The organism is Mesorhizobium intechi, from assembly GCF_002879535.1.
GTDB classification, from domain to species: domain Bacteria; phylum Pseudomonadota; class Alphaproteobacteria; order Rhizobiales; family Rhizobiaceae; genus Mesorhizobium; species Mesorhizobium intechi.
The window spans coordinates 67,661-82,962 of sequence record NZ_PNOT02000107.1 but is presented as its reverse complement, the minus strand read 5'-3'; the positions used below and the strand labels follow the sequence as shown (position 1 = coordinate 82,962).

8 protein-coding genes are annotated in these 15,302 nt (G+C 65.0%); 5 read left to right on the top strand and 3 right to left on the bottom strand.

What is annotated here, in order from left to right:
• Positions 1–191: 191 nt before the first annotated feature.
• Positions 192–2,108 carry a molecular chaperone DnaK gene (gene dnaK / locus C1D09_RS09700; RefSeq protein WP_143974053.1) on the bottom strand — a complete coding sequence of 639 codons (1,917 nt, stop codon included), beginning with the start codon at positions 2,106–2,108 and terminating at the stop codon, positions 192–194.
• Positions 2,109–2,594: 486 nt separating this feature from the next.
• Between dnaK and C1D09_RS09695 the strand changes: the two genes are divergently transcribed.
• The 5 genes from C1D09_RS09695 to C1D09_RS09675 all read left to right on the top strand — a co-directional run bounded on the left by C1D09_RS09695 (position 2,595) and on the right by C1D09_RS09675 (position 12,048).
• Positions 2,595–4,556, top strand: coding sequence for an NHL repeat-containing protein (locus C1D09_RS09695; RefSeq protein ID WP_143974052.1), 1,962 nt, complete (start codon positions 2,595–2,597; stop codon positions 4,554–4,556).
• 10 nt (positions 4,557–4,566) lie between these two features.
• Entirely contained in the window at positions 4,567–8,418 is a 3,852-nt protein-coding gene (locus tag C1D09_RS09690; protein WP_143974051.1) for a DUF7929 domain-containing protein, read from the top strand.
• A gap of 186 nt (positions 8,419–8,604) precedes the next feature.
• Positions 8,605–9,282, top strand: a complete 678-nt coding sequence (rpe, locus tag C1D09_RS09685) for a ribulose-phosphate 3-epimerase (RefSeq protein ID WP_143974050.1) — start codon at positions 8,605–8,607, stop codon at positions 9,280–9,282.
• 319 nt (positions 9,283–9,601) lie between these two features.
• A complete protein-coding gene (locus tag C1D09_RS09680) occupies positions 9,602–10,345 on the top strand; it encodes a GntR family transcriptional regulator (protein WP_143974049.1) in 744 nt (247 codons plus the stop codon).
• 176 nt (positions 10,346–10,521) lie between these two features.
• Complete coding sequence (locus tag C1D09_RS09675) at positions 10,522–12,048, top strand: malonate--CoA ligase (protein WP_143974048.1); 1,527 nt, start codon at positions 10,522–10,524, stop codon at positions 12,046–12,048.
• Between the two features lie 7 nt (positions 12,049–12,055).
• Here the strand turns inward: C1D09_RS09675 and C1D09_RS09670 are convergent, their stop codons facing one another.
• On the bottom strand, positions 12,056–14,113 hold the full coding sequence (locus tag C1D09_RS09670; protein ID WP_143974047.1) for an ABC transporter ATP-binding protein/permease: 2,058 nt from the start codon (positions 14,111–14,113) through the stop codon (positions 12,056–12,058).
• Between the two features lie 75 nt (positions 14,114–14,188).
• The gene (locus C1D09_RS09665; RefSeq protein ID WP_143974046.1) at positions 14,189–15,301 is read right to left on the bottom strand and encodes an NAD(P)/FAD-dependent oxidoreductase; all 1,113 of its coding nucleotides are present in this window, start codon (positions 15,299–15,301) and stop codon (positions 14,189–14,191) included.
• Between the last annotated feature and the right edge of the window lies 1 nt (position 15,302).

Genomic DNA, 15,302 nt, shown 5'->3' with positions numbered 1-15,302 from the left:
ATGCATTGTTGCGTCTGTTGCCGGCACGTCGTCTCGATTTAGGAGCGGTGCTGTCCCGATGCTAGGGCCGGCGCGAACTTGTCCGTGGTTTTCAGTGATTTTTTCGGCAGGCCTCGCACTTTTTTGAGCGAGGGTTGCAAAAAAGCCCGGCTTTACGCCGGGCTTTCCGCTTTATCTTGCCGTTAGGCGGCTCAGGCCGACTTCTTCTTGTCGCCGTCCTCGTCGATTTCCTCGAAATCGGCATCGACCACGTCGGAGTCCTTGGCGGCATCCGCCTTGGCGTCGGCTTCCGCCGCTTCCTTCTGCGAGGCCTCGTACATGGCCTGGCCAAGCTTCATCGACGCTTCGGCGAGCGCCTGGCTCTTGGCCTCGATGTCGGCCGCGTCGTCGCCCTCGGCGGCGGTCTTCAGCGCCGCGATGGCATCGGAAATCGCCGTGCGCTCGGCTTCCGAGACCTTGTCGCCATATTCCTTCAGCGACTTCTCGGACGAATGCACCAGCGCCTCGGCCTGGTTGCGCGCCTCGACCACGGCGCGCCGCTTCTTGTCGGTCTCGGCATTGGCCTCGGCGTCCTTCACCATCTTCTCGATGTCGGCGTCCGAAAGGCCACCCGAGGCCTGTATGCGGATCTGGTGCTCCTTGCCGGTGCCCTTGTCCTTGGCCGAAACGTTGACGATGCCGTTGGCGTCGATGTCGAAGGTGACCTCGATCTGCGGCACGCCGCGCGGCGCCGGCGGAATGCCGACCAGGTCGAACTGGCCGAGCGCCTTGTTGTCGGCAGCCATTTCACGCTCGCCCTGGAAGACGCGGATGGTCACGGCCGACTGCGAATCTTCAGCGGTCGAGAACACCTGGCTCTTCTTGGTCGGGATCGTCGTGTTGCGCTCGATCAGCCGGGTGAACACGCCACCCAGCGTCTCGATGCCGAGCGACAGCGGCGTCACGTCGAGCAACAGCACGTCCTTCACGTCGCCCTGCAGCACGCCGGCCTGGATGGCGGCGCCGAGAGCAACGACCTCATCCGGGTTGACGCCCTTGTGCGGCTCCTTGCCGAAGAACTGCTTCACGATCTCCTGGATCTTGGGCATGCGGGTCATGCCGCCGACCAGCACCACTTCGTCGATCTCGCCGGCTTTCAGGCCGGCATCCTTGAGCGCCGCCTTGCAGGGGTCGATGGTGCGCTGGACGAGATCCTCGACCAGGCTTTCGAACTTGGCGCGCGTCAGCTTCAGCGTCAGGTGCTTCGGGCCGGTCGCGTCGGCGGTGATGAAGGGCAGGTTGATTTCGGTCTGCGTCGTCGACGACAGCTCGATCTTGGCCTTTTCAGCCGCCTCCTTGAGCCGCTGCAAGGCGAGCTTGTCGTTCTTCAGGTCGATACCCTGTTCCTTCTTGAACTCGGCCGCCAGATATTCGACCAGACGCATGTCGAAATCCTCGCCGCCGAGGAAGGTGTCGCCATTGGTCGACTTCACCTCGAACACGCCGTCGCCGATTTCGAGCACCGAAATGTCGAACGTGCCGCCGCCAAGGTCATAGACGGCAATGGTCTTGCCATCCTTCTTGTCGAGGCCGTAGGCGAGCGCGGCAGCCGTCGGCTCGTTGATGATGCGCAACACTTCGAGGCCGGCGATCTTGCCGGCGTCCTTGGTGGCCTGGCGCTGGGCGTCGTTGAAATAGGCCGGAACGGTGATGACAGCCTTCTCGACCTTCTCGCCGAGATAGGCTTCCGCCGTTTCCTTCATCTTCTGCAGGATCATGGCCGAGATCTGCGAGGGCGACTGCTTCTTGCCTCCGGCTTCGACCCAGGCATCGCCATTGTCGCCCTTGACGATCTTGTAGGGGACAAGCTTCTTGTCCTTTTCCGTCACCGGATCGTCATAGCGGCGGCCGATCAGGCGCTTGACCGCGAAGATGGTGTTTTCAGGATTGGTGACCGCCTGGCGCTTGGCCGGCTGGCCGACCAGACGTTCGCCGTCGCCCGAGATGGCGACGATGGAAGGCGTCGTGCGCGCGCCTTCCGCATTCTCGATGACCTTGGGCTCCTTGCCATCCATGATGGCGATGCAGGAATTGGTGGTGCCGAGATCGATACCGATAACTTTTGCCATTTCTATTCTCTCCTCTAAGCAGGCTTTCAGGACCCATGAAGGCGTTCCGACGAAAGCCCCTGTTCACAAGAAATCCCGTTCGGCCTCCGGGTTCCGGCGCTGAACGGCTTGGCGCGTATATAAGAACAGGCGGCAGCGGGCGCAAGCATTCTGCGCAAGGCTTCCGTGAACCTTTCCACCTCCGTCGGCGACAGAGGTCAAGGTGCCGCATGGTGCGGCCCGGAAAGGAAGCCCCCCATGACCACCAACCCAGAGGCTCTGAGGTCTCCGGGAGCAACAGGAACTCGGCGCGACCACCGCCTTCGGGACGGGGTCGATGCGCTGGGCTTCCTGCTGATTCCGTTGACCCTGCGTAAGAGCAGGCGTATCGTGACAATGAGGAAAGCAGACAATTCGAGCAGGGAAGAACGAGCCGGACCGCCGCGCCTTGCCCTGGTTCGCGCGGCACAGCCGGACGCTCCTCCCGCAGACTTCGGGGGGAGTTCCATGTCTTGCGATCACGGCCCGTTCGTGTCTTCTCGCGCCAGCCGTTTGCGCCACCTGATCAAGGCAACCGGCGGACTTCTTGCGTTTGCCCTGGCCGCCAGCCTTTGGCTTGGCGGCGTCGCCCGGGCGCAGGACACCCAGATCATCTACCCAGGGTCGATGGCGGTCACCGGGTTTTCCGGCACAATCATTCCGAACTTCGATGAAGGCCTGCCGCCCGGCGTCGATCCGGTCGACGAAACCTTCATCGACACCACTCGCGCCACCTTGCGCGTTTTCGACGTTTCGCATCTCGGCGGGCCGGCCTCCGGCCAGCTCGTCTTCACGCCGCCACCTTTCGAGGTCACGGCCGGCCAGATCGGCCAGGTTTTCGGCCTCGCCTATGATGACGGCGTGCGCGACGGCGTTCCGTCGGGCATTCCCAACCTCTATGCCGCCGCCACCTCGCTGCACGGCATCCGCATCGTCACGCCTGACGCCGACAGTGACGGCAGGCCGGAGCGGCAGCGCCGCGGCACGGCAGGCGCCACCTTCATGGAAGGCCAGTTCGGCACCCAGAACGGCGGCGGACCGGGCACCATCTGGAAGATCGACGGCATTACCGGCCAGGTCGCCAAATTCGCCGACATCGACACCAACAGCGGCCCCGGCATCGGCAATCTCACCTTCGATCCCAATCACCGCCAGTTCTTCGCCTCGGATCTCGACACCGGCCTGATCCATCGCATCGACGCCAACGGCAGATCGATCGATACGTTCGATCATGGCGTCGCCGGGCGCCCGGCGCATGGTCTGGCTCCCGTCGCCGACGATGGCGTGGTGATGGACATTCAGGGTGCCGCCTTCGACACGGAAGACCCCGAGACCTGGGGCTACACCCAGGACGAGCGCCGCGTCTGGGCCGTCTCATACCACGGCGGCCGGCTCTACTATTCGGTCGGCGAAAAGTCGGAAATCTGGTCCGTGGGCATCGCCCGCGACGGCAGCTTTGCCGGCGACCCGCGCTGGGAACTGACGGTCAAGGCCGACAAGGACTACGCCGTCACCGACATTGCCTTCGACAACAGCGGCTTCATGTATCTCGCCCAGCGAGGCCCGGTCGAAAACCGTTATGATTACAGCCAGTTCGCGGATTCCGGCAAAGGCGAGGTCATCCGCTACTGGCACGAGAATCCGGACGATCCGGCAACGGAATCGCTCTGGGTGGAAGTGCCGCAGGAATATGCGGTCGGCTTTCCACAGGGCAACCGGCAATCGGCTGGCGGCCTCGACCTGCAATATGGCTATGACGCCGACGGCAATCTCGACACGTCGGTGTGCACGCAGACGCTGGTCAACACAGGCGACAAACTGCGCGACAATCCAACGCTTGCCGAGCAGCTCTCAGCCGGCGGGCCGCTCGCCGTGCATGGCGTGCAGATCACGCCCAAGGACCTGGTCAAGCCGGCCAACGTGCCGCCCTTCGGTTCCTGGTTCGTCGATTTCGACGGCTATTTCGAAGATCCCGAGGTGGAAGGCCATGTCGGCGACGTCGCCGTCTGGCACCCCTGCGAGGGCCGCGCCGACTATTATGAAGAAATCCCGGGCGGCTACCTGCCACCCTTCTATCCGCCGGACTTCCCACCGCCCGGCAACCTGCCTCCCTGCCTCGATGTCGAGGACGTCCAGTATTACTGCACGCCCTCGGGCCTCGAGGCCGATCTCTATCTCCATGACCATGCCGGCTTCGGCGGCGATTCGATCAAGGCCCAGTCCAGGACGCCAGGCGTCGGGGTGACATCACCCATGTCGCATGCGCCCGGCACGCCTTACACGATCGGCATCACCGGCCACTATCCGGGCGACAGGGTGGATGTTGGACTTTGCTTCTACAGGAAGTCCGACAAGGACAAGGGTGGCTACTACCCTTGCTGCAAGATGACCTTGCCGCTCCGCACCCCAGCCGTCAGCTGCGAACGTTGAGGAGGGGAAGATGAACAATCTCGCACTCTCCCCGTTCGCGCAAAACCACTCAACCGTCATGGAGACGATCATGAAACCCCTGTCATACGCCAGGCGCGGCGCGCGCTGGCTGATGGCGGCCGGTATCGCGGTCGCCATGCTCACCCCTGTACAAAGCCATGCGGAAGACGCCGCTCCGATCACACCGGAACTGAGGCTCGACCTCGACAATTCGCGCGTCGTCAATCCGAGGCCGGAGCGGCTGGTCCCGTTCTTCACCAAGCAAGGCACCCAGAGAGGCTGCGACTATGTCGTCTACTCGCTGAGCTTCGGCCTGCGCGGTGATCCGCGGGGCTTTGCCGACCCGGGCCTTGCGGGCTTGCTGAAGAAACTCAAGATCGAGTTCAAGGACCAGCTTCCGCACGGCCTTGCCATCGTCAACGTCAATGTGTCCGGCGACGGCACCGATTCCTCCGGCGGACCCTTGCCGGGCGCGACGATCAGCAATTCGGCGGGTCCCAACGACACCGCAACGGTGTCCGATTTCCGGCTCTCCGCCGCCGATCTCGACGGCGCGGGCGCAGTCAATGAACGCGTCATCAAGTTCCAGATCACCGCCAAGATCGACCATGCGGCGTTTCCCGCGCCGACGATCGTCGACAATCAGGGCCTGATCAAGGTCAGCAACGAAGCCGGCACCGGGACCATCATCCCGTCGCAGGATCCGAGCAAGCCTGACGATGGCGACTACAAGACCGGTGTGAAGACCTCGATCAAGATCGACGTCACCAAGTGCAACCCGCCACCGCCGCCTCCCGGAAAGGAATGCTTCAAGGTGGAACGCGGCACGGTCGATTGCGTGCCCGGCGGGGGCGCCTTCATCTACCACATGCCGGTCGGCCCGGAGATGGGCGGCAAGTGGGTGCAGGTGTCGACCACCACGCCCGGCATCACCATCATCCCCGACACCCAGCTGGTGCCTGTGGGCGGCGGCGTGCTCAACTGGAAGATCGTCGGCGCGTCGCCCGGCGACGTCATCCACCTCATCGTCACCGGCATCGAGACTTATGCCGGGCCGAAGGAAGGCTGGGGACTGTGCTGCACGCAGACCATCGACATCGTCATCCCGCGTGACCAGCGGTGCCCGCCCAAGGACAAGGAGCCGGACCTCAAGGTCGAGAAACGCGCCGACGTCCCGCGCTGCACCATGGCCGGCGGCTGCGACTTCACCATCAGGGTCAGCAATGTCGGCACCGCGCCTTACAACGGCAAGATCGTGCTCGACGAGGTGACGCTGCCGGCCGGCTCGACGCTGAGTTCGGGGCCCAATCCGCCCTGGGTCTGCGTGCCCGGCACCAGCCCGATGACATGCACCTACCCGGTGACCACGCTCAATCCGGGGGCTTTTGTCGACCTCAAGCTCGGCTTCAGGCCGGCCGGGGGCTGGCAAGGCAGTGCACTGCGCAACTGCGCGACCTACGACTATGCCGCCAGCGGCAAGCCGTTGTTCGGCAGCCAGTCGAACGACCGTGGCTGCGCCTCGATCCCGATCTGCCGCCGTGGCGATCGTGACCGCGACTGCCAGCCGCCGGTGGAGAAGAAGGTCGACCTGATCCTGAAGAAGCGGGCCCGTACCGAAATCTGCACGCCGGACGGTGTCTGCACCTTCGTGATCGACATCATCAACAACGGCACATCGACCTATAACGGGCCGCTGACCGTGATCGACAACTATCCCGGCGGCGCGCCGAGCTCCTCGACCTTCGGGCCGAGCCCGCCCTGGACGTGCGGTCCGAACGGCCCTGGCCAGTTCCGCTGCGACAATGCCGGCATCTCGCTGCCCGCGGGCGCCTCGACGCCGCTCTTCGTCAAGGCGGTCATGCCGGCCGGCTACCAGTCGGATACGGTCGAGAACTGCGCTGCGGTGAAGGCCATTCCCGGTGAGGTCGACCTCACCAACAACAAGGCGTGCGCCAAGGAACGCATCCGTCGTCCCAATGGCGGCAAGCCAGGCCTGCGCATCACCAAGGTCTGCAACGGCTCGCTGGCCGGTGCCGCGGTCGTCTCGTGCCGCATCACCGTCTCCAACGCCGGCACGGCTGCGCCCACCGGTCCGGTGCGAGTCAACGATGCCGCCACGCTGGTGTCGGGCGGCGCGCCCGTCCAGATCCAGACCGTCACCCCTGACGGCGCGGAATGGGCGTGCGGACCGGTTCCGGCCGGCACGCTGTCCTGCCAGATTCCCGGCGCCGTCATGACGCCCGGAACCAGCAGGCACTTCGACGTCACCGTCTCGGCCAATGGCGAGTTCGAGAACTGCGCGCGCGGCTCCTATGGTCCGGCGCCTGGCGACGACATCGTCTATCCGATCGGCCAGGCCTGCGCCAAGGGCGGCGGCGCTTCGACCATCCGTGTCGAAAAGACCGGCGACCGCGAATGCCGGCTCGGCCAGCCCTGCTCGTTCGACATCACCATCACCAATGACGGGACGAGCCCCTTCTCCGGCCCGGTCCGCATCGGTGATGCGATCGGCGTGGAAGGTCTCGGCCGGCTCGACGGCGTTGCGATCACCTCGATCGACCCGCCCTTCGGCTGCTCGCCCGAACCGGCAACCCTGCCTCTGTCCTGCATTGCCAACCTGACGCTCGGCGCCGGCGAAAGCCAGTCGCATCATGTCATCGTGGTCATTCCCGACGACGGGCGTCTGGCCAACCTGCAGGGCAACGTCAATGGCCAGAACTGCGTTGGTGTCCTGTCTCCCGACACGCGGGTGCAGGGCGGCGACGTGCTGTCCAGCGATGCGGCCAATGTGCAAGGCGATCGCGGCAAGGCCTATGCGTGCCATCCCTTCATCATCACCCATGAGGTGAAGAAGGAATGCTCGCCGGGCTTCGTCATGAACGATGCCGGCCGCTGCGTCTGCCCTGAAGGCACCACCTTCCGCAACGGCCAGTGCACCGGCGGCGGCACCAACATCCTGCCGACGCCACCGCCGCCGCCGAAGCGCTGCGTGCTGCTCGAAGGCCAGGTCCGCACCGAGGACGGGCGCTGTATCTGCCCGCGCGGCACGGCGCTGGAGAACGGCAAGTGCGTCAGCAGCGACAGACCCGAGCAGTGCACCATCCGCGGCCAGATCCACAATGCCGATGGCGATTGTGTCTGCCCGCAAGGAACCGAGGTGCGCAACGGCGCCTGCCGTCCGATCCGGCCGAAGCCTCAGGAGTGCGGCATCCCCGGCCAGATCCGCAATGGCGATGGCGACTGCGTCTGTCCGCAGGGCACCGAGGTGCGCAACGGGGCCTGTCGTCCGGTCCGGCCGAAGCCTCAGCAGTGCCGCATCCCCGGCCAGATCCGCAATGGCGATGGCGATTGCGTCTGTCCGCAGGGCACCGAGGTGCGCAACGGGGCCTGTCGCCCGGTCCGGCCGAAGCCTGAGCAGTGCGCTATCCGCGGCCAGGTGCACGATGCCAATGGCGATTGCGTCTGCCCGCGTGGGACCGAGGTGATCGACGGCGCATGCCGGCGCAAGCAGCCGCAACTGGAGCAATGCGACATACGCGGCCAGGTCCACAACAAGCGCGGCGAGTGTGTCTGCCCGCGCGGGACCGAGGTGATCGACGGCGCATGCCGCAGGCCCAGGCAACAGACGGAGTGCGCGCCGGGCACCCAGATGATCAATGGCCAGTGCCAGCCGATCCTCAAGCGGCGCTGCCCGGAAGGCACGATTGGCCGGTATCCCAACTGCCGGCCGATTCGGGGACAGCCATCGCTGGAGATCAACCCGGGATTGCTGCTGCAGCAGGTGCTGCCACGGCGTCAGCCGCAGGTCGACCAGCAGCAGGATCCGGCCCCGAATAGAATCCTGAAGCTCCAGCAGCAATAACCAGCTGCTGGACGCCAGACCGGAAACCCGCCGGAGCGATCCGGCGGGTTATTTTTTATCCTCGGCAATCCTGTCGCGCCATGCGGTGCGGGCGGCGCCGGTACCTGCGCCCTCGACAAGTCACCTGGAGCGCATTAGGCAGTCGGTTCAGAGCCCGATTAAAAGGACGCTTGGAAAGGCCGCAGGATGAGCAGAAAGACCTTGATCGCACCGTCGGTGCTGGCTTCGGACTTTTCGAGGCTCGGAGACGAGGTCGAAGCCGTCGCGGCGGCAGGCGCCGACTGGATTCATCTCGATGTCATGGATGGCCATTTCGTCCCCAACATCACCTTCGGCCCACCCGTCATCAAGGCGATCCGCAACCGCACCAAGGCCTTCTTCGACTGCCATCTGATGATTGCTCCGGCCGATCCCTACCTCGCCGCCTTCGCCGAGGCCGGCTGTGACGGCATGACCGTGCATGCGGAGGCCGGACCGCATCTCGACCGCTCGCTGCAGGCCATCAGGAACCTCGGCAAGAAGGCCGGTGTGTCGCTCAATCCGGCGACGCCGGAAACGATGATCGAATATGTACTCGACCGGCTCGACCTGATCCTGATCATGACCGTCAATCCCGGCTTCGGCGGCCAGGCCTTCATCCCGGGGATCGTCGACAAGGTGAGAAGGGTCAAGGCGCTGATCGGCGACCGGCCGATCCGCATCGAGATCGACGGCGGCGTCTCGCCCGAGACAGCCCCCCTGGTCACGGCGGCCGGCGCCGATGTGCTGGTGGCGGGTGCGGCCATCTTCAAGGGCGGCAGCGTCGAAGCCTACCGCGCCAACATCGAGGCGATCAGGACAGCCGCCGACAGGGCCGCCGGGTAGCCGCGCCCACGAATCAGATTCGCTGAAAGGCCTGATTCGGGCGGACCGCCCGTGGTCTTTGCGCGCGACAGAAAAGATGCTCGCACAGGCACACAGAAACATATAGATCTGCGTGCAAAGAAAACATGTTAAGTTTCTGCTGGTTGTAGAGATGCGCAACCTTCCGCGATCAGATGCGGATCGAGGTATATTCCTTTGTGCTTAAGTACAATAGCGCCATCTTCTGCTTGAGCCCCGTGACGCAGACACGGTATGGTACACGTACGGAAGGTTCTTCTCGGACTCGCATTGCCCGGAAAATTGGGACAAGGAGTCGACCTTGACATACGGAGCTGCCAACCTGAACGACGACGGCACAGGATCCAAGAGCACCCTTGCCAGTACGGTCTACCAACAATTGCGGGAGGATCTGCTCAGCGGCGCTCTTGGAACCGAAAGCAAGTTGCGGGTCGAGTGGGTTGTTTCCAAATATGGCGCCGGCGCTTCACCGGTTCGCGAAGCTCTCAATCGTCTTGCATCCGAAGGACTTCTTGGTCGCCACGACCAGCGTGGTTTTTTCATCATGCCGGTCAGTGCGGCGGAGCTCGACGAGCTGACGCGCACCCGCTGCTGGCTCGAGGAGCGGGCGCTTCGCGAGTCCATCGCCCACCGCACCGCCGAATGGGAAGAACAGCTGGTGCTGGCGCTGCATCGCCTGGGCCGCGCCTCACGTCGTTCGCCGCAAAATGCCACGCCGCTCGATCCCGACTGGGAGAAACTGCACCGCACCTTCCATCGGGTGCTGATTTCTGCCTGCCGGTCGCACTGGCTGGTGGGTTTCTGCGATCAGCTTTCCGATCACGCCTATCGCTACCGGCAAATGGCCAATGACGGCGAAAGCATCCCGCGGGACGATTTCGCCGAACACCGGCTGATTGCCGAATGCGCGCTGGACGGCAACGCCGACGGCGCGGTCCAGGCCTTGATCGAGCACTATCAGCTGACCGCTTCCATATGCATGGAGCGTTTCAAGCAAGGCGAAGTCTCAAAGGTCGCCGCGTCGGCCGCACGCGCCCGCCGGTAACGATCTTTTCCCCTGGCGCCTTGTCGCGATCCTTCGCGACCTTTCGGCGGGCATGACCTGCCGGCCGCCGTTTGCGGCCTTGACGGCATGGCCGGGAAACGCGAACTCTTCGCCGCCGACTCATCGCCCTAAAGGCGCTGGCGGCGTCGCCATTGCCGTCACTGCGGGAAGACTTCATGAGCAATCATCTGTTCGACGCGTTCCGGTCTCGGATGCCGGCGGCAGGGCATCTGTTGATGGAAACCGATGACGGGCGCGCGCTCGTCTACGGCGACATGCTGGCGCGGTCGGCGCAGCTCGCGCATGCGCTCCTGCAGTTGGATGTCGAGCCCGGAGACCGGGTCGCCGTGCAGGTCGAGAAGAGCCCGGAGGCGCTGCTGCTCTATCTCGCCTGCGTGCGCGCCGGTGCCGTCTTCCTGCCACTCAACACCGCCTACACGCTGACCGAGCTCGGCTATTTCTTCTCGGATGCAGCGCCGCGCGTCATCGTCTGCGATCCGGCAAAGGCGGCCGATATCGGCCGCATGGTCGAGCCCTCCGGCGCCGTCGTCGTCACGCTCGACCGCGATGGCCGGGGATCGCTGGCGGACCAGGCCTCGCGTCTGGCGTCGGATTTTCACGATGTGGCGCGCGGGCCGGACGATCTCGCGGCAATCCTCTACACGTCGGGAACGACAGGCCGCTCGAAAGGCGCCATGCTCAGTCACGAAAACCTGGCCTCGAATGCACGGGTGCTGGTCGAGCAATGGCGCTTCACCCCGGGCGACGTGCTGATCCACGCTTTGCCGATCTTCCACACCCATGGGCTGTTCGTCGCCACCAATGTCGTCCTGATGGCGGGCGCCTCGATGCTGTTCGAACGGAAGTTCGATCCGGCCCGCATCGTCGCGCTGCTGCCGCGCGCCACGGCGCTGATGGGCGTGCCGACCTTCTATGTGCGGCTGCTGCAGCAGGATGGACTGGACCGACCGGCGACGAAGACCATCCGTCTGTTCGTATCCGGTTCGGCGCCGCTGCTGGCCGACACGCACAAAGCCTGGCGCGAGCGCACCGGCCACGCCATCCTCGAACGCTATGGCATGACCGAGACCAACATGAACACCTCGAACCCCTATGAGGGCGAACGGCGCGCCGGCACGGTCGGCTTCCCCTTGCCTGGGGTGTCGCTGCGCATCACCGACCCGGACAGCGGCAAGCCGCTGGCCCAGGGCGAGGTCGGCATGATCGAGGTCAAGGGTCCGAACGTTTTTGGCGGCTACTGGCGCATGCCGGAAAAGACCAAGGCGGAATTCCGCACCGACGGTTTCTTCATAACGGGCGATCTCGGCATGGTCGACACCGATGGCTATGTCCATATCGTCGGCCGCGGCAAGGACCTGATCATATCGGGCGGCTACAACATCTATCCGAAGGAACTGGAAAGCGAGATCGACGCGCTTGATGGAGTGAGCGAAAGCGCCGTCATCGGCGTCGCCCATCCGGATTTCGGCGAAGGCGTCACCGCGGTCGTCGTGCGGGTGCCGGGGGCGGCGATCGGCGGAGCCGAAATCCTCGGCGCCATCGCCGGGCGCCTGGCCAGGTACAAGCACCCGAAGCAGGTGATCTTCGTCGACGAATTGCCGCGCAACACGATGGGCAAGGTCCAGAAGAACCTTCTGCGCGAGACCTACAAGGATCTCTACACGTCCCAGGTCGTGGGGTGACTCTCCGCTACGTCGTCTTACGCGGCTTCTCGGTCCTCGTGCCGGAGCCCCACAAGGCGCGCTGAAACAGGCCGAGTTTGCGGTTGCGCGCCACGAGGTCGATATCCCCGACCAGTTTCGCGCCGCCCTTGCGTCGCTCCAGGGTGATCTTGCGGGTGTGGAATGCTTCCAGCTCGGCGCGATGCGCCACGCTGACGATGGTCACCTCAGGCAGCTCGCGGATCACCGTTTGCATCATCTGGTCCTGGCTCTTTTCGTCCAGCGCCGACGTTGCCTCGTCCAGCACGACGATGTCGGGGCGATGCAGCAGAAGGCGCGCGAAGGCGACACGCTGTTTTTCGCCGCCCGACAGCGTCTGGTCCCAGGGCGCTTCCTCCTTGATCCGGCCGGCGAGGTGGCCGAGGCCGACCTTGTCGAGGGCGGCCTTGATCTGCTCGAGCTTCCACTTGTTGGGGGCCGCTGGGTAGGCGACCACCCGGCGCAGCGTGCCCGAAGGGATGTAGGGCCGCTGCGGCAGCATGAACAACCGCTTGTCGGGATGGAAATTGACGCTGCCGCTTCCCCACGGCCACAGGCCGGCGATCGCCCGCACCAGCGTTGACTTGCCCGAGCCGGATTCGCCTGAAACCAGCACCCGTTCGCCCCGTTCGACGGCGACCTCCGTCTCCTTGACCACAGACGTGCCGTCGTCGAGCGTCACGCAGAGCTCGTTGAGGGAAAGCATCGTATCGCCCTTGGTCTCGCCGTGCTGAATGCGCCCGAGCTCGTCGCTCTGCTCGGCGCGCTCCAGCCCGTCGAGCGACATCATCAGCGAAGCGATGCGGCGCGCGGAGGCGTTCCAGTCGGCGAGGCGCGGATAATTGTCGACCAGCCAGCCGAAAGCGCCCTGCACGATGGCGAAGGCGGAGGCCGCCTGCATGACCTGGCCGAGCGACATCGAGCCTTCGAGGAACTTTGGAGCACACAGCAAGACCGGCACGACGGGGGCGAATAGGCTCGAGCCCTGCGAGACAAGGGCCGTGCGCATATGCTGGCCGGTCAGTTGCGCCCAGCGCTTCAGCACGCTGGCGAAGGTCCTGTCGATGCCGCTGCGTTCCTCCTCCTCGCCGCCAAGCAGAGCGATGCTCTCGCCGTTTTCGCGCACGCGCGTCAGCACGTAGCGGAATTCGGCTTCCGTCTGGTTCTTCTCTTCGGACAGCCGCACGAAATCGCGGCCAATGACGAACATCGAGGTTGAGGTGATCGCGGCATAGATCACCGCCGTGACGACGAGGAAGCCGGGCACGGTGAAGGTCGAGCCCCCCAGGGTGAAGCTCAACGCCCCGCCAATCGTCCACAGCACCACGATGAAGGTCGACGCCGAAAGGATGGCGACCATCACGCCGGCAACGAAATCGATCGGGGCCTCGGTGGCGACACGCAGATCTTCCGAGAGGCGGGCCTCGGGGTTCTGGTGGTCGCCCTGCACGAGATTCAGCTGGTAGTAGCGGCCGTTGGCGAGCCAGCGCGCTATCACCGCGTCGGTCAGCCAGGAGCGCCAGCGGCGCTGCATGGTCATGCGCAGATAGACCTGCGCGACGACGAGGCTGAGGCTGCCAAGCACGACAGGCACGAACACGGCGCTCAGGAAATAGACGGTGTGGGCGTCGCGCTTCTCGATGGCGTCGAAGATCGAGCGGTTCCAGACATTGATCCCGTACTGGAAGCCGAGATTGACGACGATGAGGATCAGCAGTGCGACCGTCAACGGCCAGCCGAGCTTGTCGCCGTGCCGCCCCCAATAGCCGCGTCCGCTGATCCAGAATCGCTTCAGCAGGTACTTCTTGCGCGCCTGCTCTGCCTGCTCGGGCGTCAGTTGGGCATCGGGTTCGGCGGCTTCCGGCGGCGGAGCTTCGCCGGCAGTCCCGGACGCGGCCGCCTCGACGGTCGATATCTTCTCGTTGCCTGGCTTCTTTTCGCGCGGCTGCTCGGCGCGTGAGCGATCGTCAAGCCGCCGTCGCGGCTTGGGGGCGCCGCGCGGTTCGATGCCGTCGGCCGGTCTGGGTCTGAGTTTCGCCTCGGACATACGCCCCGACAACGAGCTCGAAATCAAAAGGTTTCATAACCGCCGCTTGCGACGACAAATTCCTGGCCGCGCCCGCTATCGCGGGTACAGCAGTTCGACGACATGATCGGCGATGGCCAGGCTTGCCGTCAGGCCGGGGCTTTCAATGCCGAACAGATTGACGATCCGCCCGGCGCCATGATCGCCCGGACCCTGGATCATGAAATCGGCGGCAGGCTGGCCGGGACCAGACAATTTCGGCCTGACGCCGGCATAGGCCGGCTGCAGGGCGCCGTCGGCAAGGTCGGGCCAATAGCGCCGGATCGCTTCGTCGAAGACGGCGCTTCGGCCGGGATCGACCGTGTAATCGACACGGTCGATCCATTCGACATCGGGCCCGAAGCGCGCACCGCCGCCAAGGTCGAGCGTCAGATGGACGCCGAGGCCACCTTCGACCGGAACCGGATAGATCAGCCGCGAAAACGGCGAGCGACCGGGAAGCGCGAAGTAATTCCCGCGCGCCAGCCTCTGCCGGGGGATGAAATCCCTTGGGAAACCCTCGATCCGGGCGGCCACGGCCTGCGCCTCGAGGCCCGCGGAATTGACGAAGGCGCCGGCCTGGAGGGCGAAGGTCCCGCCAGCGGCATCGCGCGTTTCGATCCGGATCCCGTCGGCCTCGATCGTCGCCCCGGCAACGGTGGTCAGGAACGCAAAGGACGCACCGGCGGCTTCCGCCTCGCCGCGCAACGACAGCATCAGCGCATGGCTGTCGACAATGCCCGTCGACGGCGACAGGAGCGCGCCGGCGCAGGTCAGTGCCGGCTCCAGGCTGACGGCTTCGTCAGGCATCAGGAGTTGGAGGTCGTCGACCCCGCAGCGTCGCGCATTGGCCTCGATCCTGCGCAATCCATCGGTCTGGCTTGGCTCGCTGGCGACGATCAGCTTGCCGGTACGCTTGTGGGCGATGTCGTGCTCGGCGCAGTAGGCGTAGAGACGCCGGCGCCCTTCGACGCAGAGCCGGGCCTTCAGGCTTCCGGGCGCATAATGGAGCCCGGCATGGATGACTTCGGAATTGCGTGAACTGGTGACGGTGCCGATCGCATCCGCCTGCTCGATCACCACCACCTCGCGGCCCGACGCGGCAAGCGCCCTGGCGACGGCAAGCCCGACGACGCCCGCTCCGGCGACGACACAATCGATTGTCTGCATG